Genomic DNA, 26,219 nt, shown 5'->3' with positions numbered 1-26,219 from the left:
CGGTTAGGCTGACCCTCTTTGGTCAGGTGCTCATCCATCTCAGCAGCCAAAGCAGCTTCGGTGATCTGTTTAATCAACGGCGTTAGCAGTCCATCTTTCCCGTTGAGGTCTTGTCCAGATTGCAGTGCCTTAGCAAAAGCTTGAATATCAATTTCGTATTTGTCGGACATTGATGTATCACTCCCTATTGAGGGTTAACTATAGGAGTGACACAGACTTTTGAACACTACCGACCGTGTGAGAAGAGGTATTGGTCGCGAGTATTCTTCGTCACTTCGGTATTTTTCTCGAAGAATTTTATAGCCTCTACCGTGGTGTTTTGAGGGAGAATTTGCAGTGGCAATCCCACCCATTGCTTCATTTCTGTTGCCTCAAGCGTTTGAGGCTCTATGGTGACGACAGATTTGTCTTGCTGTTGTATGTTACAACCTGAAATGGCTGATAACACGAGAACTGCGAGCAGCCCTCGTTTCATTCCGTTGCTTTGCATTTAATTTCCTTATTATTCACTTCCATGTAAAAGGAAAAATTAAACTACGTAACGTTAAACAAAAACTCAACATAAAAATATCAATTTGAAATAATTTTCTGTTATTTGGTGTATCCTTAGTGATGTCAGGATGTTTTATTCCATGCATTATTTAGGTTTATTATGAAATCTATTAATTTATTTTCACTCATTAAAACGATTACACTCACTCTATTAATGAGTTTTATGTTATTAGGATGTCAATCAATCGCACCCAAAGACCCAGAGTCTGCGAGTAATTCCGCTATTAATAACAACCAAGTCAGTGAAAGTGTGCCACCTAAAGTACAGCATAAACGCCTAAGGGAAACGCTTCTTGCCGTAAGCCATCAAACGTACGCAGAAACGCTCGATCAATGCCGGTATTTCCCAATGGGTTATTCACCATGTGAAGGTCCGGCTCGCTATATTGTTTACTCCATAAAAACGATGAGCTCAGCAGAACAAGCCAAGCTATTACAGCAGGTTGAGGAATATAATCAGCTGGATCAGTTTATTCAGGAGCTACGTCCTATTACATCACACTGTCAGCCTAAGCCAGTACCGCGCTTTTCACTGATCAATAATCAGTGCCGAGACGCAAACCCATTACTCAAACCACTACCAATGAGTGACAGTAACCAAATGTGAAACCCGCATAAGACATCACCGCGACATGTAATCGTTCCGGTAATATTGAATATTGGTATTTCGCGCACAAGCATTACGCGAGTGGTTGTAAGAAGAGATCGATAGATAGCAAAAAACCGCCACGAGGGCGGTTCTTTTAATATGGCGGTGAGAGAGGGATTCGAACCCTCGATACGTTGCCGTATACACGCTTTCCAGGCGTGCTCCTTCAGCCACTCGGACACCTCACCATATTGTTTTAGCGCTAATAAGCTAAAGCCATCTGCGCTAACGGGGGTGTACTATAGTGAGTTGCTGCCTTGGGGTCAACCGGTTAAGCACCTTTATCGGTGCGAATGACTGCTTTCTCACCACATCCACCCTAATTCGCTTATTAGTAGACGCATTTGGAATGGAAAGACATGGGAATCCATGATGTAACAACGCAAGCGAGAACGAAAACTGTTAAACTCCGCCCATCAACGATAACAGCAGGCTGAGACTTGTAATGACTTTATCTGAATTTCTTGCCCAACATGCCGATAGCGACAAGCTATTGAATGAGATGCAAACCCGTGGCGTCGTTACCGCCATGGCGGCTGCCCCCCATGTGATTAGCCCGAGTGAGTGGCTACCTGTACTTTGGGGCGGTGAAGAACAAGCGCCGTTTGAAAATCACGAGCAATTTGAAGACTACGCGAACCTGATTGTCGATATTTGGAATGAACAGCGCCAACAACTGTTAGACAAACAATGGCACTGGCCAGAGGGTTGTGCCCTTGATGATGCAGAGATCGTCAACCAAGCAACACGTGATTTTGCCGAAGGCTTGCTCCAAGGCTGGAGTTTAACGCGTGATGATTGGGAAACCTTGATGCCGGAAAACACCGAAAGTAATGCCCTTCTCGGCGGTGTCGTGCTGTCAATCAGCTTGCTCTATGATCCAGAAACGGCGCTATCTACCATGGAAGCACAAGGCGCAGAAGAGTTAGCACAGTTTGAAGAAATATATAATGCGATGCCAATCATGTTATGTGGCCTTACACATCACGGTGCGACGCTAGCAGAAGCGCAAGAATAACGCCGCTACTTATGCGATGGCATTAAAACCATCAGTGTCGCTACCATAATAAAAAAGCGTTCCCAAGGCTGGTCCATAGGAACGCTTTTTCTATTCAAGCTTCACCGCTAGCAACATAACATGTAGCAGTGCGCTTCTTTTATTGCTCTTTCATTTCCGCGGCAAAGTTAAGCATCCGATTAAGAGGGATTAACGCCTTTTCACGTAATGCTGCATCTACGTGGATTTCATGCTGTTTGCCACCGTTTTCGAGCGCGTTTTCTATCGCTTTCAAGCCGTTCATGGCCATCCAAGGACAATGGGCACAGCTTCGACAGGTCGCGCCCGCGCCGGCTGTGGGTGCTTCAACGAGCTCTTTTTCCGGCACCATTTGCTGCATTTTGTAGAAAATGCCTTTGTCAGTGGCCACAATCAGTTTTTTGTTCGGCAAGGTTTGCGCCGCTTTAATCAGCTGACTGGTCGAGCCCACCGCATCGGCCATTTTCACCACGCTCGCCGGTGATTCCGGGTGAACCAAAATCGCTGCGTCTGGATAAAGATGCTTCATTTTCTTAAGCGCTTGGGCCGAGAATTCATCGTGCACCACACACTCACCCTGCCATAGCAGCATGTCAGCGCCAGTTTCTTTTTCAATATACGCGCCAAGATGGCGATCGGGGCCCCAGATGATCGGCTTGTCTTGACTGTCTAGGTGCTCGACAATTTCTAACGCAATACTCGAGGTCACTACCCAATCGGCACGCGCCTTTACAGCGGCAGATGTATTGGCATAGACAACGACGGTGTGATCAGGGTGCGCATCACAAAACTTGGTGAACTCATCCGCCGGACAACCCAAGTCCAGTGAGCACTCCGCGTCCAGTGTAGGCATTAATACCGTTTTTTCGGGAGTCAGAATTTTGGCTGTTTCGCCCATAAAGCGAACGCCAGCCACAATCAGGGTTTTGGCTGGATGTTGATTGCCAAAACGGGCCATTTCTAATGAGTCCGCGACGCACCCGCCTGTTTCTTCGGCGAGCGCTTGGATCTCTGGGTCCGTGTAATAGTGAGCGACCAGCACTGCATCTTTTTCTTTTAGCAGTTGTTTAATGCGTGCAACATGTTGTTTTTTCTCAGCGTCACTCAATGCCACAGGTTTCGGCGGAAAGGGATAAACCCTTTGCGACGTTTCAATCACTTGGCTCATGGGATTACTCATGCTTACTTCCAGTCCGGGTAGTATAACGTGAGTGATTCGGGATTGGCAGTCGTGTGATACGACAACGCCACGCTCTACATAGAGGGTATGGGGAATAAAAAGCCCCAACGTGTGTCGGGGCCTAGGCTACATCGCATTTTTCGCTTGTTTAGCGCTGGTAGAATCCGGATAAGTATCAATGACTTGTTGGAAATACTGGTTGGCTTGCGCTGTGTTGCCTTGCTTCTGAGCAATTAAACCCAGTTTGAGTAAGGCATCGGCGCGTTTATTGGAATCTTTAAACTGGCTTACGGCAGTAAATTCCTTGCTCGCCTGTTCAAAGTCACGCTTGGAGAAGAACAGCTGGCCTAGCCAGTAATGGGCATTTGCGGTGTAGACAGACTCTGGGTATTTTTTCAAAAACGCATTAAACGCTTTGGTTGCCCCTTGGTAGTCTTTTTCTTTTAAGATCAGATTCACGGCCGCTTCATACGCCGCATTCTCGGTTTGATCGCTGGTGTAGTTCACTGACGGGTTTTCATCAGTGGATTTTGTTTCTTTAGGCGCTGCGGATTTCGCCGTGCGCAGATCATCGATTTCTCGATAGAGATCCCGTTGACGCTCAACCACTTGTTGAATGTCGTAACTATTTCGTTCAACGTTACCGCGTAAATTGCTCAATTCTTGCGCCATTTGATCAAGTTGACGCTGCATATCGAGCTGCATTTGATTACGCGCTTGCAGCATGCGCTCTAGGCGCTCAATGGCGGTGCCACCTGATCCTACTTCTGTCACCGGAGCAGGTGCGGCAGCCACCGGGGCTGCCACACTCACCAGTAACGCCAGCGCGAGAGTTCGCACAGAGTTACTGTTCATTGTCATACCTTTTATCCATCACCCAAAGGGAGGATTAGTAAACCAATACTGCGCGACGGTTTTTCGCGTACGCGTCTTCGCTTTGGCCAAGAACCAATGGTTTCTCTTCACCGTAGCTTACGATTGAAATCTGGCTTGCAGGAACGCCCAGTGCTTGCAGGTACTTAGATACCGCTTCTGCACGACGCTCGCCCAGCGCGATGTTGTACTCAGGGGTACCGCGCTCATCGGTGTGGCCTTCAACCACAACTTCCATCGCTGGGTTGTTACGCAGGTAAGTCGCGTGCGCATCCAGCATGTCTTCGTATTGTGGCAGAACTGACGAATCGTCAAAGTTGAAGTAAACGGTTTGCGACTGACGTAGCTCTTGGTTGCGGATTTCTTGCTCAGTCATTGAGCCTTGACCGTCAACCGGAGAAACGACGGTGGTGCCGTTTTGGTTAGTTGATTGACCCGCACCGCTGCCCGTTGCGCTGTCGCTTGAGCTACAAGCGGCCAAGGTAAACATCGGCAGTGCCACCGCCAGACCTTTTAGTACTTTATTGATTTGCATTCTATTTTCCTTTTCTAGAAAGTTAGCGCACGTTGTTTAAAATTAAAAACTTATAAGTAAGGTGACCAGGCTGGTGCACGCACGCGCCCGTTGGTTGCCGGAAGCCGCGCTTTAAAGCGACCGTCTACTGAGACAAGCGACAACACGTTTTTACGTCCATATACCGAGCTGTAAATCACCATGCTGCCATTTGGCGCAATACTTGGCGACTCATCCAACAAGGTTTTGGTCAGAATTTGCACCGCCCCGCTGTTTAAGTCTTGCTTGGCAATGTTATATCCCGACGCTGACTGATTCACCATAATCAAGAAGCGACCGTCTGGCGTGAGTTGCCCGCCCATATTTTGGTTGCCCTGCCAAGTGATACGTCTGCTGGTCCCGTCGGCTAAATTTACGCGATAAATCTGAGGTTTGCCACCCCGGTCAGAGGTGTAGATGAGCGAGTTACCATCTGGATCCCAAAATGGCTCGGTGCTGTTCGCGCGGCCATGTGTAATTTGAGTGAGCTTCTTCGTTTTCAAATCGAAGGTATACACCTGCAGGCTGCCGGTTTTCGAAAGCACCAGTGCCAATTGGCTACCATCTGGAGAAAAACGCGGTGACCCATTGTGGCGCGGATACGAAGAAATCTTTTCACGCTCACCGGTGTAGATATCCATGATAAAGATTTCCGCTTGGCCATTTTCAAAGCTCACGTAGGCCAGTTGGCGACCGTCTGGAGACCATGCTGGAGACATCAGCGGCTGCTTTGAACGCAACACCAAGCGCTCGTTAAATCCGTCGTAATCAGACAAACGCAGCTGATACGGATAATCGGCTTCCTCCTCAATCACCACGTATGCGATGCGTGTGAGGAAAGCGCCTTTTTCGCCAGTCAGCTTTTCATAGACAATATTAGAGATGCGATGCGCGTAACGGCGTAAATCGCTGGCTTTCACGGTTGCGCGGTTATTCACCAATAAATGATCGTCGGTTTTGACCAGCTGGCCGTCCGCGCCCAATCCTTTACTTTCTCCGCCGGTGAGTTGACCACGGACGATATCAATCAACTGATAATCAATTTGATAGCGACCGTCAGCGGTTGGCGTGATGGTGCCAGTGAGTACTGAATCCACACCCAACGCAGTCCAAGCGTTATAGTCGACATCACTGTCGCGATAAGGGGTTTGCGGCATTTCACTCACCGATAACGGATTGAACTTACCACTACGGCGTAAATCCGACCCAACCACGCCCGACACATCTTCCGGTAACTCACCCTGCCCTTTCCACTGAAAGGGGATCACGCCAATAGGACGGGCTGAGTTTACCCCTTCAGTGATCACCAACTTGAGTGCTGCGTGTGCAGGTTGCATTGCTAAAAGCAGGCAGGCAAATAGCATGGCCATCAATGCCATACCACGCGTTAGGGCACGCTGCCATGCGGCCTGATTACGCCTCTTTGTCATCGTGTTTGTGCCACCAGCTAGGCTCACTTCCATCATGTCTTTTTCCTGTCAATTAGTTAGGTCTAACCGTTAACTCAATCTCACGCAGTTTGGCAATAATGTCACCATCATCTGGCATGGGAAACTGAGATACAGATACCACCGCGGTTTTAGTTGCGCGACATAAGCGTGTATTGCCCGCTTTCTCTTTTACATCCAAAAGCAGACCGGTTGGCGAAAGGCGCATATTTACCACACACTCTTGTCCCGTTAATCCGTCGTCAACAAGCAGGCGTTGCTGGATCATTTGGGTAAAAATGGCGCCATAACGCGCCACTTCATCTTGGATAAATTGTCCGCGTGCGCTTTGCCGCTGACTGGCCTCAGATTCAAGGCCAGAGAACAAATCGTTTAAGGCCGCCTCTTGCTCTTGCTGTCGGCGTTTTGCCTCTTCGGCTTTTCGCTCTGCCTCTTGGCGCGCTTGCTCGGCTTTTTGGGCTTCCTCTTCCGCTTTCTTACGCTCTGCGAGCTTGCGTTGGCGCTCCGCCTCTGCTTTTTTCGCTGCCTCTTCGGCCTTGCGTTGTTCCGCTAGTTTTTGCTGACGCGCTTTTTCTGCCTGCTCCGCGGCGAGTTCAGCCTGACGTTTTTCTTCCAGCTTACGCTGACGCTCGCGCTCTGCTTGTTGGGCTTTTTCACGCGCGATGCGCGCTTGCTCTTCTGCTTGGGCTTTTTGCTCGGCAAGACGTTTTTTCTCTTCACGTGCTTGGCGCTCAGCCTCAAGCTTTTGCCGTTTCACCTCGCGTAAGCGCTGCTCTTCTTGTTCACGTTGCTGCTCAAGACGCTGCGCTTGCTGCTCTAATCGCTTGAGTCGCTCCGCTTCTTCTTGCTTGGCTTGGGCACGCTGTTGACGGATCTTCTGTGCTTGAGCATTGACCACCGCAGGATCAATCACAGTCGCATCAATCGTACTCCCCGCTTTCGGGGTTGGCGTGGCTGTTTTTCCAAAGTCCGCGCCAACGAGAAGGACAATCACGAGCACAAGGTGGAGCGCGGCAGATATCGCCAGCGCAGGCGCTAACGAGTCTTTTTTATGGGTGACTTTCTTTGTTTCGCTCATCGCTTTTCCCTATGACTCATAAGGTTCAGTCATTAGGCCTACCGATGACACACCAGCCTGATTGAGCGCATCGAGCGTTAAGATGATTTCCGAGTAAGGCACGCGGCCATCACCTCCCACTAAGACCGGAGAATTAGGATTAAGCTGCAGCTCGGCTTTTACGCGCACCAAGGTATCTTGCAAACTTAAGCCGCGAACCATGTCACCATTATTCACACTCAAGCCGAGTTGGCCGTCCTTATCTACTTCAACAATGATAAACGCGCCACTGTCTTCTTCTTTAGCCAGCTCTGCGGCGGTTTTCGCTTCCGCCGTCTTGGGTAGCTCAACATCCACCCCTTGCGTTACAAAGGGAGCGGTCACCATGAAGATAATCAACAGCACCAGCATCACATCAATGTATGGCACCACATTGATTTCTGCCGTCATCTTGCGTCGTTTCGGTTGGTACGCCATGGATTACTCCTGGGTTGCCGCAAACGCTTGACGGTGCAAGATACTTGAAAACTCTTCCATAAAGTTCATGTAATTGTGTTCAAGCTTGGAGACTTTCGCAGTCAGTCGGTTATAGGCCATCACCGCAGGGATCGCGGCAAACAGACCCATGGCGGTTGCTACCAAGGCTTCAGCAATACCTGGGGCAACCATCGCAAGGGTGGCTTGTTTAACTGCGCCCAACGCAATAAATGCGTGCATGATGCCCCACACAGTCCCGAACAGACCGATGTAAGGGCTGATCGAGCCCACGGTCGCAAGGAAAGGCAGGTGCGTTTCGAGCTCCTCGACTTCTTTAGAAAGCGACACGCGCATGGCACGTGCAGTGCCTTCCATGACCGCCTCCGGCACTTTGCCATTGCTGCGGTGCAAACGGGCAAATTCTTTAAAGCCTGAATAGAAGATTTTCTCACTCCCCGTCAGGGCGTCTTTTCGTGCTTGCACTTCTTGGAAAAGCTGAGAAAGGTCAATCCCCGACCAAAATCGGTCTTCAAAGCGTTCTGCTTTACCAAAAGCCTGCTGCATGACTTTAGAGCGTTTGATAATCATCGCCCACGACACCACTGACATACCCAGCAATATCAACATCACTCCCTTAACAAGCAAGCTTGCTTGCAAAAACAGGTCGAGAATGGAAAGTTCAGCGGTCACGTAATATCTCCGATTTTATCTGTGTTGGAATCGATTTGGGTTTCATCACTGTTGGGTCGACACAGGCTATCTTAACCGTCGCCGCACACAATGTTTGTTGCTCAGAATTCACCAAAGTTTGACAAAACGTCAAGGTCGCTCGCCCGATGCCTGACACTGTAGTGACAACCTCGAGGGCATCGTCTAATCGCGCCCCACGTCGAAAGTCGATATCCATGTGGCGAACAACAAAAGCGATATTGTCGTCAAAGAGTGTGTGTTGATTGACACCCGCTTCGCGCAGCAGTTCAGTGCGCGCGCGCTCAAAATACTTGAGGTAGTTGGCGTGATAAACGACCCCACCCGCGTCGGTGTCTTCGTAATAAATGCGAATCGGCCAGCGAAACGGCACAGATCCTGTCATTTCTTTACCCATTGTCGCGTAGAGATAGGCAAATACTATACCTAAGTTGTTTACGCATAGAAATGCTCGCACGATACGAGTCTCGGATTCTGAACAATTCTTACCAAGAGAAGTGATATGCCCCAAACTTTCGCGCTTTTTCGGCGCTTAAATGCAGAAAAAAGCACCACTTGGGTGCTTTTGTCATTTGGATGTCACTTTACGCACCTTGACGCCGATGCCACGTTTGCTTATGCGTATGTAGAACGCTAGTTAACGCATCAGCCATACCCAAAGCAGCATCATGCTCACCAGCCACCCCAAAGGCGGCCACGTTAGCCATTGGCTCCAGCGCCCTTGGGCACTAAAGCCCACCGCATGAATAACGCCAATGCAGGTTGCATATAGCAATCCCAACCCGATGAGCACATTAAAGCCCCCCATCTGCGCGGCAAGCGCTTGAGGGTGCCACATCACTTGACCGCCCCAGAACAAGGCTGAGGCAAGTGAGAGCAGGCGCCAAGGGCCGGGGAAAACCCGTCCCTTGGGTGCATGAGTGTGATCACTCATTGTCTTTGTCCATCGCCTCGGTATGTTCAAGCCAAAGGGCATTGATAATACCGAACGCGCAAGCCAGCAGGACGCCGAGAATCCAAGTGAAATACCACATATGCAGGCTCCTTAATCAGTACAGTGAGTGTTTGTTATCTTCAATAAACTTGGCATCTAAGCGACCAAACATTTTGATGTAACACCACAGGGTGTAACACAAAATCAAGGGAACAAAGATACACGCCACCACCGTCATAATAGACAGGGTCAGTTCGCTTGAGGTGGCATCCCACAAGGTCAAGCTATGGCCTGGGAAGGTGCTTGATGGCATCACGAAGGGGAACATTGCAATGCCTGCCGTCAGGATCACACCGGCAATGGTCAGGCTTGAAAACAGGAACGCCCAACCACCGCGCTCAACGCGCGATGCGATCAGTGCCAACAGCGGCATCAGCGCACCGGCCAACGGCGCAAGCCACAAGATTGGCATAGCTTGATAGTTTTGCATCCACGCACCACTTTGTACCGCAACCTCTTTAACCAATGGGTTGGATTGGGCTTGTTTGGCAATCTCGCCCACAATCACGTAGCCATCGATGTGTTGGATCCAAAAACCAGCAAGTACAAACAAAACCGTGGTTGCCAATGCACTGATTTGCGCGACAACACGTGCGCGTTCATGCAGTGCTTCTGTGGTTTTCATTTGCAGCCATGTCGCCCCTTGCAACACAATCATGCCTAAGCTCACTAGGCCACACACCAAGGCAAACGGGTTAAGCAGCGCAAAGAAGCTGCCCGTGTACGTTGGGATCAACAGATCGCTAAGCTGGAAAGGCACGCCTTGCAGCAAGTTACCAAATGCCACCCCGAAGATAATCGGTGGTACGAATCCGCCCGCAAAGAGGCCCCAATCCCAAAGTGTTCGCCAGCGGGTATCTTCAATCTTAGAACGATAGTCAAACCCAACTGGACGGAAGAACAATGCCGCCAAAGTGATGATCATCGCGACATAAAAGCCCGAAAACGAGGTTGCATAGACCAAAGGCCAAGCGGCAAACAGCGCGCCCCCTGCGGTAATCAACCACACTTGGTTTCCGTCCCAGTGCGGCGCCACCGAGTTAATCATCACACGACGTTCACTGTCGGTTTTACCGATCACCGTGAGTAGCGCGCCGACGCCCATATCAAAGCCGTCCGTTACGGCGAAACCAATCAGTAGCACCCCGATGAGGACCCACCAGATCAGCCGTAAAATTTCATAATCAAACATGCTGTCTCTCCTTATGCTTCAATCTGACGGCTAAAGTCCGCTTCTCGGTTGCCTTGCTGCTCAAAGTGATAGCGTCCTGTTTTTAGGCTACTTGGCCCTAGACGCGCAAATTTGAACATCAGATAAAGCTCTGCCACCAAGAACAAGCTGTATAAGGTACAGATAGCGATCATCGAGAAAATGATATCGCCTGCAGCCAGGTTTGAAGCTGCCATGTGCACAGGTAAGATCTCACCCACCGCCCAAGGCTGACGGCCGTATTCGGCAACAAACCAGCCAGCTTCGCAAGCAATCCAAGGAAGCGGGATACCGATCATCGCCAGTTTTAGCAGCCATGGCTTCTCACCAATACGCTGACGGGTGGTTTGCCAGAAACTCATGCCGAAGATAAACAACATCGCAAACCCACAGGCCACCATGATGCGGAAGCTCCAGAACAAAGGCGCAACGTGTGGAATTGAGTCTTGCGCGGCTTGCTGGATCTGGGTTTCTGTCGCATCTACAACTTTATCGGTATAGGGTTTTAGCAGTAGCCCATAGCCAAGATCGCCTTTCACTTCATTGAAGGCTGCGATGTTCTCTGGTGTTTTCTCACCGCCACGTAATTTTTCAAGTAATGCATAAGCTTCCATACCATTACGAATACGCAGCTCGTGTTCAGTCACCAAATCACGCAGACCTGTCACTTCTTTATCCAGCGAGCGAGTGGCGATAATGCCCATCACATACGGAATCTTAATCGCATAGTCAGTATGCATGGTTTCTTGATTCGGCAAACCGAGTACCGTGAACGCCGCCGGCGCTTCTTCGGTATGCCACTCCGCTTCAATGGCGGCCAGCTTCACTTTTTGTACATCGCCAAGCTCATAGCCAGACTCATCACCCAACACAATCACTGACAAGATAGCCGCCATACCAAACGACGCGGCAATCGCAAACGAGCGGCGAGCAAACGCCAAGTCACGCCCTTTTAGCAGATAGTAAGCGCTGATGCCCAATACGAACATCGCGCCGGTGGTGTAACCAGCCGCGACGGTGTGGACAAACTTCACTTGGGCGACAGGGTTAAAGACCACCTCGGCGAAGCTAACCATTTCCATACGCATGGTTTCAAAATTGAACTCAGCGCCGACTGGGTTTTGCATCCAACCGTTAGCCACCAAGATCCAAAGCGCAGAAAAGTTTGAGCCTAAGGCCACCAGCCAAGTCACCATCAGGTGCTGGCGCTTACTGAGCCGGTCCCAACCAAAGAAGAATAGGCCCACAAAAGTGGATTCAAGGAAGAAGGCCATCAGTCCTTCAATGGCAAGTGGGGCCCCAAAAATATCTCCTACATAGTGGGAGTAGTACGCCCAGTTGGTACCAAATTGAAACTCCATGGTGAGGCCTGTTGCCACACCGAGCGCAAAGTTAATACCAAACAATTTGCCCCAAAACTTGGTCATGTCTTTATAGATTTGCTTGTCGGTCATCACGTACAGGGATTCCATGATGGCCAGCAAAAATGCCATGCCGAGTGTTAAGGGAACAAACAGGAAGTGATACATCGCGGTCAGCGCAAACTGCAGCCGCGATAAATCGACGATATCGGTAATCATGGTCACTCCTTCACACCGTTTCTCGGTGCCGATACGAGGTATCGTTCGTTTTTCTTTCTCGCCCTGCGCGCAGTTGTCACCACTGCTGACGCGGGGAAAGCCACACACACTTTCTCAATAACCGCTCGCTTGTTACGCACTTGAAACACTAACGTTGCTTTATAGTTAAAATAAATCTAATTAAGCTATTGCTAATGTTATACGCACAACGGGTCGTCGTTAACTTTGTCGTTATCGGTTTGTCGAGCAAGCGGCAAAACCAGCATGCCAATGACGATAATTTATAAAAATGTGATTAACCACAAAGAAAAGCGATGATGATGGCGCAGCTATTGAAGCTAGCTCTCACTCACGCGATGCGACTGACACGGGCAGTTGTCGCCACAATACGGGGTCACGTGCTACATAACCTTAATCTAGATCAAAAAACCCCATTGGTTGGCGGCCAATGGGGCGATTTATCAATTATTTTGCTTGACCTGTTTTAGGGCTGCGGCAGATCAAAGCCAAAGTGCAGGTAAGCACGTTGGGTGGCGATACGACCTCGCGGCGTGCGCTGCAAATAGCCTTGTTGGATCAAATACGGCTCAATCACATCTTCAATGGTGTCTTTTTCTTCGCCAATCGCGGCCGCTAAGTTATCTAACCCAACCGGTCCACCATCAAACTTTTCAATAATGGCATTGAGTAGCTTACGGTCCATGTAATCGAACCCTTGGCTATCCACATCCAGCATATCCAGTGCTCGTTGCGCTATATCCGCGCAAATGTGGCCGCTGCCTTTTACTTCGGCATAGTCTCGTACACGGCGCAACAGGCGGTTCGCAATACGTGGTGTGCCGCGAGAGCGGCGTGCTACTTCTACCGCGCCTTCGTCTTCCATCGACAGCGCGAGGCAATGAGCACTGCGTTTTACGATTCCCGTTAAGTCATGCACATTGTAATATTCAAGCCGTTGAGTGATCCCGAAACGATCGCGCAGTGGCGAAGTCAACGAACCTGCCCGTGTTGTCGCACCAACCAAGGTAAAGGGTGGTAAATCAATCTTGATGGAACGTGCCGCTGGTCCTTCACCAATCATAATGTCTAATTGATAGTCTTCCATCGCCGGATAAAGCACTTCTTCAACCACAGGGCTTAGGCGGTGAATTTCATCAATGAATAAGACATCATGCGGTTCAAGGTTGGTCAAAAGCGCCGCTAAGTCGCCGGCTTTTTCTAATACGGGGCCTGAGGTGGTACGAATATTAACGTCCATTTCATTGGCGACAATGTTTGCCAAAGTGGTTTTCCCCAGCCCCGGCGGGCCGAAAATCAACAGGTGATCCAACGCCTCTTGTCGCTTACGTGCAGCATGGATGAAGATTTCCATTTGATCACGGACATGATCTTGCCCTTGGTAATCGTCCAATAATTTGGGACGAATCGCGCGGTCAATCACGTCTTCTTCCCGATCATGATTGGCTTGCGCGGAGATTAAACGATCAGCTTCTATCATGGATTACACCATTGAACGCAGTGCGTGTCGGATAACGTCTTCACTGCTCATTTCGTCGGTTGCGATTTGTTTCACCACTTTCTCGGCCTGCGCGGCTTTATAGCCCAACGCCACCAGCGCGCTCACTGCTTCATCAGCAGCAGATGAGACAGTGGTCGGCGCCTGACGCGTCGGTGCGCCGCTTCCATCGGCGGCATCGGTATAAGGCGTAAAGAGATCAAACGCTTCCCAGTTTTTCAACCGATCGCGCATTTCAATCACCAGCCGCTCTGCCGTTTTCTTACCCACACCGGGAATTTTGACCAAGGTAGACACATCGTTGTGCTCAACACTATCGACAAACTGGTGAGCCGTCATGCCGGACAAAATCGCCAAGCCCAGTTTGGGTCCGACGCCATTGGCCTTAATCACTTCTCGAAACAAGGCACGCTCACGTTTACCACTAAAGCCAAACAAAAGCTGCGCATCCTCACGCACCACGAAATGAGTATAAATAGTGGCCACCTCACCGACTTCGGGCAATTGATACAAACAGTTCATCGGCATACTCACTTCATAGCCAACGCCATTCACATCAATCAAAATCTCAGGGGGCTGCTTTTCTAGCAGGGTTCCGTGTAATCGGCCTATCACAATGTGCTCTCAGTTTTTTACTTTGTCGACAAGGATAAATAATAACTGGATCTATATCCAGTCTTAGGGCGGAGAGATGAGACAAATGCTCGATTTGAGGAGAAAAGACGCTCCCACCGAATGCGATGAGAACGTCAGGGAATCAACGATACCGCCCGCGACGCGCAGAGCTGGCTTTGCCCGCCATCGCTATCATGGTGTGATAGGTATGCGCATGACAAATCGCCACGGCAAGCGCATCGGCAGCATCGGCTTGTGGAGTAGCATTGAGTTTCAACATATGGGTGACCATGTGCTGCACCTGCTTTTTATCCGCACTGCCTTTCCCCACGACGGCTTGTTTGATCAAACGGGCCGCATATTCTGACACCGGTAAGTTTGCATTCACGGCAGCGACAATGGCACTACCGCGAGCTTGACCCAGCTTCAGCGCGGAGTCGGCATTACGCGCCATAAACACTTGCTCAATCGCAAAGTTATCCGGCTGAAATTGGGTGATCACTTCACTCACCCCCGCATAAATTTGCTTGAGCCGGCCGGGTAAATCCTCACTGTCGGTACGAATACAGCCGCTGCCAAGGTACTCCAAATGCCGGCCTTGTTGGCGGATCACGCCGTAGCCGGTGATCCGCGAACCTGGGTCAATGCCCAGTATGATTGCCATTTAACTTAAGCTCGCTGCCACTTCGTCGGAGATATCACCGTTATGGTAGACTTCTTGCACATCGTCAAGGTCTTCTAGCATATCGATAAGACGCAGTAGCTTAGGGGCGGTGTCCGCATCCAGCTCCGCTTTGGTCGACGGCACTTGTGTGACTTCAGCACGCTCTGCCTCGAAACCCGCTTTGTCCAAGGCATCTTTTACATTGCCGAAATCATTTGGCGTGGTGTAGACATCCATCGAGCCATCGTCGTAAGTCACCACATCATCGGCTCCCCCTTCCAATGCAGCTTCCATCACCGCATCTTCGTCAAGCCCTGAAGCGTAGGTGATCACGCCTTTTTTCTCGAATAAGAAGCTCACTGAACCATCTGTACCCAGATTACCACCTGATTTTGAGAATGCGTGACGCACACCAGACACGGTACGGTTACGGTTGTCAGTCATGCATTCTACCATCACCGCCGTCCCTGCCGGACCGTAGCCTTCGTAGATCACCGTTTCCATGTTGTCGTCGCCATCACCGCCCGCTCCACGCGAAATCGCACGATTGATGGTGTCACGGGTCATATTGTTAGACAGCGCTTTATCCACCGCGGCACGCAGGCGAGGATTGGTTTCTGCTTCGGGGCCACCTTCTTTGGTTGCCACCACAATTTCTCGGATTAGTTTGGTGAAAATCTTACCGCGCTTCGCGTCTTGAGCGGCTTTACGGTGTTTAATGTTCGACCACTTACTGTGACCTGCCATATCGACTCTCCGTTTTTTGCGCTCCCCTCACGTGAAAGGAGTAATAAGAAAAAACGCGCCTTGGCTTTGCAGTCGGAGGCGCGTTGATGAAAATACCCGCATGCTAAGGCCATACCGCGAGATAGGCATCGCTCTTAATCATGGGGTCAACGGGCAAACGCTGTTGCCCGTGATCGGACTTATCGTCTCTGGATGACGTTACTCGCTTTGTTCCGCCGCCGCAGTAATGCTAAGCGCCAGTTCTTCAAGCGCTGCTTCGTTAGCAATGCTAGGTGCATCTGTCATCAAACACGCCGCTGCCGTGGTTTTCGGGAAAGCAATCACGTCACGAATGTTTTCAGTGCCAGATAGCAACATCACCAAACGGTCCATACCAAACGCCAAACCTGCGTGTGGTGGGGTACCAAATTTCAGTGCATCCAGCAAGAAGCCAAACTTCTCGCGCTGCTCTTGTTCGCCAATACCAAGGATTTCGAATACTGCCGCTTGCATCTCTGGGTTGTGGATACGCACCGAGCCGCCACCCACTTCATAGCCATTGATAACCATGTCGTAAGCATTCGAGTTCGCCGCTGCCGGATTCGCTTTCAGCGCTTCTGGGGTCACGTCAGTTGGCGCGGTGAATGGGTGGTGCATTGCATGAAGGTTACCTTCGTCGTCTTCCTCAAACATTGGGAAGTCAACCACCCACAGCGGTGCCCATGCTTGGGTGTCTGTCAGTTCGAGATCCAGACCAAGCTTCACGCGCAATGCGCCCAACGCTTCGGTGACTACCGACTTTTTATCTGAACCAAACAGGATGATATCACCGGTTTGTGCTTCAGTACGTGAAAGGATCCCTTCAACCACGTCCGCATTAAGGAATTTCGCTACCGGTGACTGAACACCGTCCAAGCCCGCGTCACGGTCATTGACTTTCAGCCATGCAAGCCCTTTGGCGCCATAGATACCCACAAACTTGGTGTATTCGTCAATTTGCTTGCGAGACAGGCTGGCACCGCCCGGTACACGGATGACGGCAACGCGGCCTTTTTCATCGTTGGCCGGGCCTGAGAAGACTTTAAATTCAACGTCTTTGACCAGATCCGCCACATCGACGATTTCAAGCGGGTTACGCAGATCCGGTTTGTCAGAGCCAAAGCGACGCATCGCTTCTTCATATTTCATGATTGGGAAAGCACCCAAGTCGACGTCAAGCAGCGATTGCCACATTTCACGGATCATGTTCTCGGTCACTTCGCGCACTTGCTCGGCGCTCATGAACGAGGTTTCGATATCGATCTGGGTAAATTCTGGCTGACGGTCAGCGCGCAAGTCTTCATCACGGAAGCACTTCACGATTTGGTAGTAACGGTCAAAGCCAGACATCATCAACAACTGCTTAAACAGCTGAGGCGATTGAGGCAAGGCATAGAAGCTGCCTTTGTGCACACGGCTAGGAACCAAGTAATCACGCGCGCCTTCTGGCGTTGCTTTGGTCAATACCGGCGTTTCGATATCCAAAAAATCATTGCTGTCCAAGAAACGACGGACAAAGCTGGTCGCTTTCGCACGCAATTTGATGCGGTCACTCATTTCTGGACGACGCAGGTCAAGATAGCGGTACTTCAAACGCTGTTCTTCAGAGATGAATTGGTTAAAGTCGATCGGTAACGGGGCACTGCGGTTGATAATGTCTAACCCAGTTGCCACCACTTCAACTTCACCGGTCGCCATATCACGGTTGATTTGGCTGTCTGGACGCGCACGCACTTCACCGCGAATTTGGATACAGAATTCGTTACGTAGCTTGTTCGCTTGCTCGTAAACGTCACCCATATCAGGATCGATCACGACCTGTACGAGCCCTTCACGGTCTCGCATATCGATAAAAATCAATCCGCCCAAATCACGACGACGGTTAACCCAACCACAAAGACTTACTTCTTGCCCGACATGGGCTTTATTCAGGTGACCACAATATTGGGTGCGCATAGAGTATTCCTGATCTGATTCTGATTATTCCGCTTGCCCCCTTGGGCACAAGCCTGCCAAATACTGAGGGGAATTCGGGTAACAGCGTCTGTCGTACCTGACGGTACGCCCCCATTGGTGCCGTTACTGTCAAAGACCTGCCATTATAAAGGAAAAGCCCCTCCCTTGGTAAAGCGATCGCGCTTTTTTATTCTGTTTGGCCGATGAATGGTTTTTTGGCGCACTTCCGATTAGGCTATCACCATCTCGATTGACCGATAAAAGCCAAGCCATGTCCCTAACGTTAAATCACGTTTCCGTACCGCCCCTACGCCTTGGGCTGACACAGTGGTCCCACCCCAGCTGGCAACATCACTTTTATCCTCCGGGCACCAAAACGGCTGATCGTTTAGCGCGCTATGCGGAGGTGTTTAATACGGTTGAAGGCAATACGACCTTTTATGCCTCACCCTCGAGCTCGTCAGTTGCCAATTGGGCCGCGGCCACGCCGGATGCGTTTCGGTTTACTTTTAAATTTCCGCAAACCATTACCCATCAGTGCCAGTTGCGCCATGCACAGACATTGACGCAAGATTTCATCACTCTGATGGCACCGCTCCATGAAAAGGTGGGGCAATGGACCATCCAACTCCCTGCCCGTTTTGGTCCCGAAGGCTTGCCGGCATTGGCTACTTTCTTACAGCAACTACCCGCGGATTTTTCGGTTGGCGTGGAAGTCCGTCACCCAGCATTTTTTGCCAAAGGCGACGCCGAGCGTCAATTGAATCGCCTTCTACTCGAACAGAAAGCGAATCGGGTGATCATGGACAGCCGCCCCGTGTTCGCCGCCAAACCGGACTCGCCGGCGATTATTGACGCCCAACAGAAAAAGCCACGCGTACCGGTTCATGCTATCGCCACCCATGAAGCGCCCATGGTGCGCTTTATCGGTCACCCCTCTCTCGATGAAAATGCCGCGTTCTTTACGCCGTGGATCGCCAAATTGCAGCACTGGATGAATGAAGGGAAAACACCTTATTTAATGATCCACACTTCAGATAATGATCATGCTCCTGCGCTTGCCGCAGCGCTCTACCAACGCCTTGAATTATCAACCCCTCTCGCCAGTGTGCAACGCGCGGCACAGTCACAGCAGTTCTCGCTGCTGTAATCACCTAGGGACAATGGCAAGGCAGAATAAAGACAGACGGGGAAAAATTCACTACAATACGCCGCTTTTACTGCTGAGCATTGGCTGATTTGTAGGGGCTCTCATGGCTAATCAGGATAAAATTTTCGCGGCGCCCATTGAAAAACTGGGTGATTTTACCTTCGACGCGAACGTCGCCGAAGTCTTTCCGGATATGATTCAACGATCCGTACCGGGTTATAGCAATATCATTTCGGCGATTGGGATGTTGGCACAGCGTTTTGCCAAGCCAAATACCAATATCTACGATTTGGGTTGTTCATTGGGCGCGGCCACCTTATCGATGCGTCGCCATATCGAACACGCAAGCTGCCAGATTATCGCGGTAGATAACTCCTCGGCGATGGTCGAACGCTGTCGTCTCCATGTGAACGCATACCGTGGTGCTGCTGACGTAGAGGTCACAGAAGCGGATATTCGAGATATCGAGATCCAAAATGCGTCTATGGTTGTGCTCAACTTTACCCTGCAATTTTTAAGTCCTGACGACCGCCAAGCCTTGTTAAGCAAAATTTACCAAGGACTTAATCCCGGTGGCATCCTGATTTTATCGGAAAAGTACTGCTTTGATGATGACACCGCCAACGAGCTTTTGATTGACCTACACCACGACTTTAAACGTGCCAATGGATACAGCGAGCTGGAAATTAGCCAAAAGCGTAGCGCCCTTGAAAACGTCATGCGTCCAGACAGCATTGGCACCCACAAAGCCCGATTAAGTGATATCGGTTTTAGTAGTGTTGCCATGTGGTTCCAGTGTTTTAACTTCGGCTCTATGCTAGCCATCAAGTAAGCCAACCGGTACGAGTAGTTTCATGTTTGATTTTTCTGACTTCTATCAGCTTATTGCCAAAAACCGTCTAAGCCACTGGTTGGAGGTTCTCCCGGCCCAATTAGCGGAGTGGCAAACCCAGCCGCATGGCGATATGCCGAAGTGGATTAAGGTACTTAATAAGATCCCAACTACCGCGCCCGAGACGGTTGAGCTGAAAGACGCGGTGCGTATTGGCGATGACCAAAGCCTACCGTCCGGTGAACGCAAAAAGCTCGAAAACCTATTGCGCAGCTTCCATCCGTGGCGCAAAGGCCCGTATCAGGTGCATGGCATTGATATTGATACCGAATGGCGATCCGACTGGAAATGGGATCGTGTGCTTCCTCATATTTCGCCACTCAAAGGCCGTTACATCTTGGATGTTGGTTGTGGTAATGGCTATCACATGTGGCGTATGTTGGGAGAAGGCGCTGCGCTGACCGTCGGTATTGACCCATCAGAGCTTTTCTTGATGCAGTTCGATGCCATCCGCCGCTTGATGGGCAACGACCAACGTGCTCACCTTTTGCCTTTAGGGATCGAAAAACTGCCGGCGCTGCGTGCATTCGACACCGTGTTTAGTATGGGTGTGTTATATCACCGCCGCTCCCCGCTCGATCATCTGATGCAACTTAAAGATCAATTGCGTAAAGATGGCGAGCTGGTGTTGGAAACCTTAGTGATCGACGGCGATGAAAACGCGGTGTTGGTTCCAACTGACCGCTATGCGCAAATGCGTAATGTGTATTTCTTCCCCTCAGCACGTGCACTGAAAGTCTGGCTCGAAAAGGTCGGTTTCGTAGACGTTCGGATTGTTGATGAGTGTGTTACTACCACTGACGAACAACGCAGCACCGAGTGGATGACCCATAATTCACTGCCCGATTACCTTGACCCTGCCAATCCGCATCTTACGGTAGAAGGCTATCCCGCCCCTAAACGTGCCATTTTGGTCGCACGTAACCCTGATTAATGATTGCGCGCCTCTTGGTTTGACAAGGGGCGCACGTTGGCTTGACGTTCAGCAAGCAGAACATTATTTAACCGCCTCGACTTTCTTCCCCGTTCACGCCATATTTTCTATCCAGATCAAAAAGATAACGGGCAAAAAGTGACAGAAAACGTCGATAAAACCATCACTCAGTCAATCCTGACTAACTTTTGACAGAATCCCTCTACCCATCTTCGCCGCATCGATTAGAATTTGCGCTCACCGTTCGGCGCCTGACTGAGGCGTGACTGAGCCATTTTTGCACCGGTTGGAGATTATGATGTTATTTCGCTGCTCACTGATTAGTGCGCTCTTGTTAACGATGTCAGGTTGTACCCTCACCTCACAGCACCAACACCAAGAAACATTGGACAAAATTGACCATGTTGCCGCACAAACCAATCAGCAACAGCAAACTCTATCCACGTCATTATCGAATCATGATGATGCGCTTTCTCGTCTGTCTGACAAAGTCAGTGCGATCGAAAGCCAACTGAAAGTGATGCAGCGTACCCAAGCGAAAGTGTACGCCAACATGGCGGATGCCAAACCGGAAGTAAAGGTGAAAGAGAAAGTGGTTCGTGTCCCGGTCAACGACGATAAAGTCTTATTGGGTGCCCGTGAATGGGTATGGTTTGACGCGGTAGAAAGCACATTCCAAGCTCGCGTTGACACCGGCGCCGAAACATCTTCATTGAATGCTGTGGATATTCAAGAATTTGAGCGCGATGGTGATACTTGGGTAAAGTTTAACGTCAATCACAGCGAAAATAACGACGAACCCGTGTTTATGGAAATGCCGGTGAAGCGCTGGGTGCGTATTCGCCAATCTTCCACCGATAAAACCGATCGCCGTCCAGTTGTGGAAGCTTGGATCCGTGTCGGCAGTATCCACGAAAAAACCCAATTTACGCTCGCTGATCGCACCAACATGGAATATCCCGTCCTACTGGGCCGAGAGTTCTTCAAAGATCTCGCGGTGGTCGATGTCAGCCAAGAACATATTCACCCCAAGTACGAGCCTGAAACGCAACCGGACGCTAGCAGTAACGACGCTAACCAAAAATAGGTCACCTTATGGTTTCACGTGTTCCATTTTACTTTTTAATCGGTTTTCTGATCTTGGCAGGTATCGCGTTAAGCGCATACCGTCATATGGTTTACGGCGTGCCATGGCTCGCTGATGAAACTCGCCAAGTGTGGCAGATTGAAGCGCGCATCAATTTTGATGCCACCGGTGGGCCGGTGAAGGTGAATCTTGCCGCCCCCGATAGCCAACCCGGCCTGACTCTGATTGACGAAAGCACCTCGTCATCAGGCTATGGGTTTTCTTTGCTTGATACCGACTATGGTCGCCAAGCGCAATGGTCAACGCGCACCGCCACCGGCGAACAAACCCTTTATTTCAAAAACCAAATGCTGGTGGATGACAGTGCCCGCTATACCATGACGCCACCGGAGCACGACACTGTTGCAGCCCCAGTGATGGACAATGCGGCTAAAAACGCTGCGCTCGCCTTACTCGACCGTGCTCGCTCTCGTTCGGCGGATAACATCACCCTGACCAGAGAGCTAATCAAACAATTTAACAGCACCGACAGCCAAAACGCGGCATTGTTGCTTAACGCCTTCGATAAGCCAGATGCGGTTCAAAAGACATTGGCGCTAGAAGGGATCCATGCCCGCATTGTGGGTGGATTGAAGTTAGAAGACGGCCGTCGTCGCCAAAGCATCTCGCCGATGATCCAAGTATGGCAAGACACACAGTGGCATTTATTCGATCTCACCACCGGACAAAATGGCCATCGAGACGACGTTCTCCTATGGAACCAACGGGGCGGTCCTTTGCTTGAAGTGACAGGTGGCGAGCACAGTCACGTCAACTTCTCGATCATTTCTCAGGATATCAGCCCGCAACAGGCGACCACCGCCAAAGTGAACGCCGACGATCTGCTCAACTTTTCGATCCATAGCTTGCCGATTGAAGAGCAAGCGATGTTCAAAACCATCATGCTTATCCCAATTGGTGCGCTGATCGTGGTGTTCTTACGGGTCATTGTTGGCTTAAAAACCTCTGGCACCTTTATGCCAGTATTGATTGCAGTCGCGTTTGTGCAAACCCAATTAATCACCGGCATTGTTGGCTTTGTGCTGATTGTTGGCACGGGCTTGGTGATCCGAAGTTATCTCTCCCGGCTCAATCTATTGCTGGTGGCGCGAATCTCCGCGGTGATTATTACCGTGATTTTGATTATCGCCGTGTTCAGTGTGATTGCGTTCCACATCGGCTTAATCGAAGGACTGACCATTACCTTCTTCCCAATGATCATCTTGTCATGGACCATAGAACGGATGTCCATTCTATGGGAAGAAGAAGGCGCCAAAGAGGTGGTTGTTCAAGGAGGCGGCTCTCTTCTCACCGCAGTGCTGGTCTATCTCGCGATGACCAATGAGTTAGTTCGCCATCTGACCTTTAACTTCATTGGTGTGCAGTTAGTGATTCTGGCCCTGATCTTAATGCTGGGTAACTACACGGGCTATCGCCTCTCTGAGCTGAAGCGCTTCCGCCCACTTGCTGCTAATGAAAAAAGTCTCGGCCTTGCGCCCACCTCGGGAGGTGATGATGCGAACACTCCTCGCTAAACTGGCGTCGCCCTTTCGTCTCAATGAAGCGGGCGTGATGGGCATGAACCAACGTAATATTCGTTATATTGGTCGCTACAACGATAGACGCTTGTATCCACTGGTGGATGATAAGCTCAAAACCAAACTGATTGCACAACAAGCCGGCGCGACGGTGCCGGACTTGATTGGTGTGATTGATAGCCAAGCGGATGTTAAACGCATTCACGCCATGGTCGCAAACTGGCCGGGCTTTGTGATTAAACCGGCCCAAGGCTCTGGCGGTAAAGGGATCATGGTGATCACGCAAAATCACCAAGGGCGCTATTTTAAAGCCTCCGGCAAAGAAGTCAGTCATGACGATGTAGAGCGCCATATTACCAACACATTGGCGGGCTTGTTTTCCCTCGGCGGTAAAGCCGATGTGGCGGTGGTCGAGAACTTAATCGCGTTCGATGACAGCTTTAGCGGCTTTAGTTATGAAGGCGTGCCTGATATTCGTGTGATTGTGTTTCAAGGCTATCCTGTGATGGCGATGATGCGTCTCTCAACCTCGGCGTCAGACGGTAAGGCTAACCTGCACCAAGGCGCGGTTGGGGTTGGGCTGGATCTTGCGACCGGTCATGCATTAAAAGCGGTGCAATTTAACAGCCCCATCACTCACCACCCTGATACGCACCAAGACTTGTATACGCTTAGGGTCCCACATTGGCAGCAATTGCTCACCCTTGCCGCCAGTGCGTGGGAGATGACTGGGCTAGGTTACATGGGCACCGATATGGTGCTTGATAAAGACAAAGGCCCAATGGTGTTGGAGTTAAATGCCCGCCCCGGGCTTGCGATTCAAATCGCCAATGGCTGTGGCTTGTTACCCCGACTAAGGTTGATCGAGTCTTTACCGCCATGTCGCTATCCACCGTTACCCGAAGCGCGCGTTGCGTTTTCCATGCGTCACTTTGCCGGCCAACAAACTCAGCCCCTGAAGCCGCGGTTAGCGAAAGTCAGCTAAAAGGTTATATCGCCCTAAAACGCTCAATCGGCGAAAAAAAGCTAAAGTTCTCTGCGCCTTGCCGATAACCAAAGTAACCGACGCATTGGTTTGATACTTAAGGTAAGGCGCCCACAGTGACAGTGCACACCATCGACAAAGCACGCATCATCAGTGATGTGCAGTTTGGAGACAATCTGAATCATGCAGTGACGCAAGGACGTCGCTCTGATTTTGCGTTGATGCTCGCCCTGATGTCCGGTGATGCCAATGAGTCAACGCCACTCTCACCGCTTGACGAAAAGACCATTAATGACGAGGTTTTACGTCGTCAATTTCAGCTTGCCCCACCTCAGCCGTTGTCTGCCAGTAATGAAGAGGATTACGTTCGTGCTGGTGCGCAAGCTGATGCCTTTCACCGTGGCGGGATTGCCAGTGCACATCTGCGCTTTCAGCTCGCACCTGCTGCCATGCACTACCCGCCCCAAGGCACTCACGGCTTTGATGAGGCGGTCTATCACAATTTATCTGGCCACCAGCGTCGTAAATTGGCAGATAGCGAGTCAGCACGACTCTCACTCAACCCGACGACCTTGTATGAAAATCTCACCACCGCACACTGCCAAGACAAAATGCGTGTGAGCGCATAACCACCAAGATCGCAAGTCGATCCCGACGATAAATAGCGATCCTTTTCCAAAATGTGATCCTCTATATATTCCGAGCAATCGATCCCCAATTTACCCACTTGTTTTGAACATTTTTTGCGCACCCCGCGTATTTCTGTACCAGTATTAACTTCCCACGCTTGAACAAGCTGGGGGTAAGTTGTCACTTTCTCGTGAATGAAATTCGTAACATATTGTAGAGAAAGTGATTTTTCGTAAAGGGTTGATGTGATTGAGGAAATGACCATGAAGATAGATAACGCGGTGGTCGTCATCACAGCAGGCGGCTCGCCATCCGGGCGTGCCATGGCTGAACATTTTTGCTCATTAGGTGCCGATGTCGTACTGCTTGATACCGAGTGGCCGACGCTACGCCTAAGCGCCGATCAGTGCCGAGATTATCCCGGCCGGATCCAGCCGATCTGTTTAGCCGATTATCAGCCTCAATCCATCAATGATGCCTTTGCTCAAATCGTCACACTGTTTGGTGGTATTGATGTGCTCATCAATCATTGGCAAGGCGATATACTGCCTAGCCTTTTGGATAATGGAAACTTGGTTGATATGCCGCAAACGGTCGCCGATTCCACCTCGCATTATTATGTCGTCGTGCAACGCGCCGCCGTTTGTATGCAGCAGCGAGGACGCCCCGGTGTGATTATTAATGTTGCCGGCCATCATTTAACCCCAGATACCGTCGCCAATGCCATGATTGGAGGGCTCACTCAGCGGTGGGCCAAAGAATTGTCTGGGCTCAAAATCCGCGTTGGCGGTATTGTTCCTCGCGGGCGCACATTGAACCGCGCAAGCGGTGGAATGGATGACGAGCTGATTCGCAATGCGGAATACATCGTCTCCAACGACTCTTTTAACGGCCGATTATTAGAGGCAAGTGGATAGAAAGAGCAAACGTCCCGATGTGAGTATGAACGCGGCTCGTCCGTATTCCTTAAGCGAAGCGCTCTGTATTCAAGATCCCGATTCAGGCCTGATACTGAGACGTATGTTCACCCCGCTAGGTTAAGCCATTAAACACACATCGAGTAGGGTGAGGCGTTGCCGCCTCATCCCTCTCACAGAACCGTACATACGGACCTCGTATACGGCTCATGCA

General features: G+C 50.4%; 28 protein-coding genes, 1 tRNA gene and 1 pseudogene. 10 read left to right on the top strand and 20 right to left on the bottom strand.

Annotated elements, in window-relative coordinates; all coding sequences use genetic code 11:
• Both BGK46_RS17520 and BGK46_RS16320 read right to left on the bottom strand, forming a co-directional pair.
• Positions 1-170, bottom strand: a pseudogene (locus BGK46_RS17520) (IS256 family transposase); the annotation flags it as partial.
• A 56-nt stretch (positions 171-226) separates the two neighbouring features.
• Positions 227-490, bottom strand: a complete 264-nt coding sequence (locus BGK46_RS16320; RefSeq protein ID WP_069591086.1) for a hypothetical protein — start codon at positions 488-490, stop codon at positions 227-229.
• Positions 491-715: 225 nt separating this feature from the next.
• On the opposite strand from BGK46_RS16320, the gene BGK46_RS16315 reads away from it, so the two are divergent.
• On the top strand, positions 716-1,159 hold the full coding sequence (locus BGK46_RS16315; RefSeq protein ID WP_069591084.1) for a hypothetical protein: 444 nt from the start codon (positions 716-718) through the stop codon (positions 1,157-1,159).
• A gap of 142 nt (positions 1,160-1,301) precedes the next feature.
• Here BGK46_RS16315 and BGK46_RS16310 read toward each other — a convergent pair.
• Positions 1,302-1,389: transfer RNA gene (locus tag BGK46_RS16310), tRNA-Ser, on the bottom strand.
• 257 nt (positions 1,390-1,646) lie between these two features.
• Between BGK46_RS16310 and BGK46_RS16305 the strand changes: the two genes are divergently transcribed.
• Positions 1,647-2,219 (top strand): UPF0149 family protein, encoded by a 573-nt coding sequence (locus BGK46_RS16305; RefSeq protein ID WP_069591082.1) that lies wholly within the window; start codon positions 1,647-1,649, stop codon positions 2,217-2,219.
• Between the two features lie 139 nt (positions 2,220-2,358).
• Here BGK46_RS16305 and nadA read toward each other — a convergent pair whose 3' ends face one another.
• From nadA to aspS, 17 genes are all read right to left on the bottom strand, one after another.
• The gene (nadA, locus tag BGK46_RS16300; RefSeq protein ID WP_069591081.1) at positions 2,359-3,405 is read right to left on the bottom strand and encodes a quinolinate synthase NadA; all 1,047 of its coding nucleotides are present in this window, start codon (positions 3,403-3,405) and stop codon (positions 2,359-2,361) included.
• A 138-nt stretch (positions 3,406-3,543) separates the two neighbouring features.
• The gene (ybgF, locus tag BGK46_RS16295) at positions 3,544-4,272 is read right to left on the bottom strand and encodes a tol-pal system protein YbgF (protein WP_069591094.1); all 729 of its coding nucleotides are present in this window, start codon (positions 4,270-4,272) and stop codon (positions 3,544-3,546) included.
• Between the two features lie 34 nt (positions 4,273-4,306).
• Positions 4,307-4,825, bottom strand: coding sequence for a peptidoglycan-associated lipoprotein Pal (gene pal, locus BGK46_RS16290; RefSeq protein ID WP_069591079.1), 519 nt, complete (start codon positions 4,823-4,825; stop codon positions 4,307-4,309).
• Between the two features lie 50 nt (positions 4,826-4,875).
• Positions 4,876-6,222: a Tol-Pal system beta propeller repeat protein TolB gene (tolB, locus tag BGK46_RS16285; RefSeq protein ID WP_069591092.1), complete on the bottom strand. Its 1,347-nt coding sequence runs from the start codon at positions 6,220-6,222 to the stop codon at positions 4,876-4,878.
• Between the two features lie 103 nt (positions 6,223-6,325).
• The gene (tolA, locus tag BGK46_RS16280) at positions 6,326-7,369 is read right to left on the bottom strand and encodes a cell envelope integrity protein TolA (protein ID WP_069591077.1); all 1,044 of its coding nucleotides are present in this window, start codon (positions 7,367-7,369) and stop codon (positions 6,326-6,328) included.
• A 9-nt stretch (positions 7,370-7,378) separates the two neighbouring features.
• Complete coding sequence (gene tolR, locus BGK46_RS16275; protein ID WP_069591075.1) at positions 7,379-7,825, bottom strand: protein TolR; 447 nt, start codon at positions 7,823-7,825, stop codon at positions 7,379-7,381.
• A 3-nt stretch (positions 7,826-7,828) separates the two neighbouring features.
• Positions 7,829-8,515 carry a protein TolQ gene (gene tolQ / locus BGK46_RS16270; RefSeq protein WP_069591074.1) on the bottom strand — a complete coding sequence of 229 codons (687 nt, stop codon included), beginning with the start codon at positions 8,513-8,515 and terminating at the stop codon, positions 7,829-7,831.
• Positions 8,505-8,918: a tol-pal system-associated acyl-CoA thioesterase gene (ybgC, locus tag BGK46_RS16265; RefSeq protein ID WP_069591090.1), complete on the bottom strand. Its 414-nt coding sequence runs from the start codon at positions 8,916-8,918 to the stop codon at positions 8,505-8,507. The genes tolQ and ybgC overlap by 11 nt, the downstream gene beginning before the upstream one ends.
• Before the next feature lie 252 nt (positions 8,919-9,170).
• Positions 9,171-9,467, bottom strand: a complete 297-nt coding sequence (locus BGK46_RS16260) for a cyd operon YbgE family protein (RefSeq protein WP_069591072.1) — start codon at positions 9,465-9,467, stop codon at positions 9,171-9,173.
• Positions 9,460-9,567 (bottom strand): cytochrome bd-I oxidase subunit CydX, encoded by a 108-nt coding sequence (gene cydX, locus BGK46_RS16255; RefSeq protein WP_069591070.1) that lies wholly within the window; start codon positions 9,565-9,567, stop codon positions 9,460-9,462. The genes BGK46_RS16260 and cydX overlap by 8 nt, the downstream gene beginning before the upstream one ends.
• A 15-nt stretch (positions 9,568-9,582) precedes the next feature.
• A complete protein-coding gene (gene cydB, locus BGK46_RS16250) occupies positions 9,583-10,719 on the bottom strand; it encodes a cytochrome d ubiquinol oxidase subunit II (RefSeq protein ID WP_069591068.1) in 1,137 nt (378 codons plus the stop codon).
• A gap of 11 nt (positions 10,720-10,730) precedes the next feature.
• Entirely contained in the window at positions 10,731-12,314 is a 1,584-nt protein-coding gene (gene cydA, locus BGK46_RS16245; RefSeq protein WP_198532181.1) for a cytochrome ubiquinol oxidase subunit I, read from the bottom strand.
• Positions 12,315-12,801: 487 nt separating this feature from the next.
• Positions 12,802-13,815 (bottom strand): Holliday junction branch migration DNA helicase RuvB, encoded by a 1,014-nt coding sequence (ruvB, locus tag BGK46_RS16240; RefSeq protein ID WP_069591064.1) that lies wholly within the window; start codon positions 13,813-13,815, stop codon positions 12,802-12,804.
• Positions 13,816-13,818: 3 nt separating this feature from the next.
• Positions 13,819-14,448, bottom strand: a complete 630-nt coding sequence (gene ruvA, locus BGK46_RS16235) for a Holliday junction branch migration protein RuvA (protein WP_069591062.1) — start codon at positions 14,446-14,448, stop codon at positions 13,819-13,821.
• 142 nt (positions 14,449-14,590) lie between these two features.
• Positions 14,591-15,112: a crossover junction endodeoxyribonuclease RuvC gene (ruvC, locus tag BGK46_RS16230; protein ID WP_069591060.1), complete on the bottom strand. Its 522-nt coding sequence runs from the start codon at positions 15,110-15,112 to the stop codon at positions 14,591-14,593.
• Positions 15,113-15,859, bottom strand: coding sequence for a YebC/PmpR family DNA-binding transcriptional regulator (locus BGK46_RS16225; protein ID WP_069591057.1), 747 nt, complete (start codon positions 15,857-15,859; stop codon positions 15,113-15,115).
• 198 nt (positions 15,860-16,057) lie between these two features.
• Entirely contained in the window at positions 16,058-17,833 is a 1,776-nt protein-coding gene (aspS, locus tag BGK46_RS16220; protein ID WP_069591055.1) for an aspartate--tRNA ligase, read from the bottom strand.
• Positions 17,834-18,104: 271 nt separating this feature from the next.
• Here aspS and BGK46_RS16215 point away from each other — a divergent pair, with 271 nt between their 5' ends.
• From BGK46_RS16215 to BGK46_RS16180, 8 genes are all read left to right on the top strand, one after another.
• Positions 18,105-18,983: a DUF72 domain-containing protein gene (locus BGK46_RS16215; protein ID WP_069591088.1), complete on the top strand. Its 879-nt coding sequence runs from the start codon at positions 18,105-18,107 to the stop codon at positions 18,981-18,983.
• 103 nt (positions 18,984-19,086) lie between these two features.
• On the top strand, positions 19,087-19,815 hold the full coding sequence (gene cmoA / locus BGK46_RS16210) for a carboxy-S-adenosyl-L-methionine synthase CmoA (RefSeq protein WP_069591053.1): 729 nt from the start codon (positions 19,087-19,089) through the stop codon (positions 19,813-19,815).
• Positions 19,816-19,837: 22 nt separating this feature from the next.
• Positions 19,838-20,809, top strand: coding sequence for a tRNA 5-methoxyuridine(34)/uridine 5-oxyacetic acid(34) synthase CmoB (gene cmoB / locus BGK46_RS16205; protein ID WP_069591051.1), 972 nt, complete (start codon positions 19,838-19,840; stop codon positions 20,807-20,809).
• Positions 20,810-21,104: 295 nt separating this feature from the next.
• Positions 21,105-21,896 (top strand): ATP-dependent zinc protease family protein, encoded by a 792-nt coding sequence (locus tag BGK46_RS16200; protein WP_254659703.1) that lies wholly within the window; start codon positions 21,105-21,107, stop codon positions 21,894-21,896.
• Positions 21,897-21,904: 8 nt separating this feature from the next.
• Positions 21,905-23,470, top strand: coding sequence for an inactive transglutaminase family protein (locus BGK46_RS16195; protein WP_069591047.1), 1,566 nt, complete (start codon positions 21,905-21,907; stop codon positions 23,468-23,470).
• A complete protein-coding gene (locus BGK46_RS16190; RefSeq protein WP_069591045.1) occupies positions 23,451-24,458 on the top strand; it encodes an alpha-L-glutamate ligase-like protein in 1,008 nt (335 codons plus the stop codon). The genes BGK46_RS16195 and BGK46_RS16190 overlap by 20 nt, the downstream gene beginning before the upstream one ends.
• A gap of 116 nt (positions 24,459-24,574) precedes the next feature.
• A complete protein-coding gene (locus tag BGK46_RS16185) occupies positions 24,575-25,087 on the top strand; it encodes a VC2046/SO_2500 family protein (RefSeq protein ID WP_069591043.1) in 513 nt (170 codons plus the stop codon).
• Between the two features lie 264 nt (positions 25,088-25,351).
• Complete coding sequence (locus BGK46_RS16180; protein ID WP_069591041.1) at positions 25,352-26,005, top strand: SDR family NAD(P)-dependent oxidoreductase; 654 nt, start codon at positions 25,352-25,354, stop codon at positions 26,003-26,005.
• Positions 26,006-26,219 lie beyond the last annotated feature (214 nt).

Source organism: Salinivibrio sp. SS2, assembly GCF_001722075.1.
GTDB classification, from domain to species: domain Bacteria; phylum Pseudomonadota; class Gammaproteobacteria; order Enterobacterales; family Vibrionaceae; genus Salinivibrio; species Salinivibrio proteolyticus.
The sequence above is the reverse complement of the archived record's forward strand: the minus strand, read 5'-3'. Positions and strand labels throughout refer to the sequence as shown.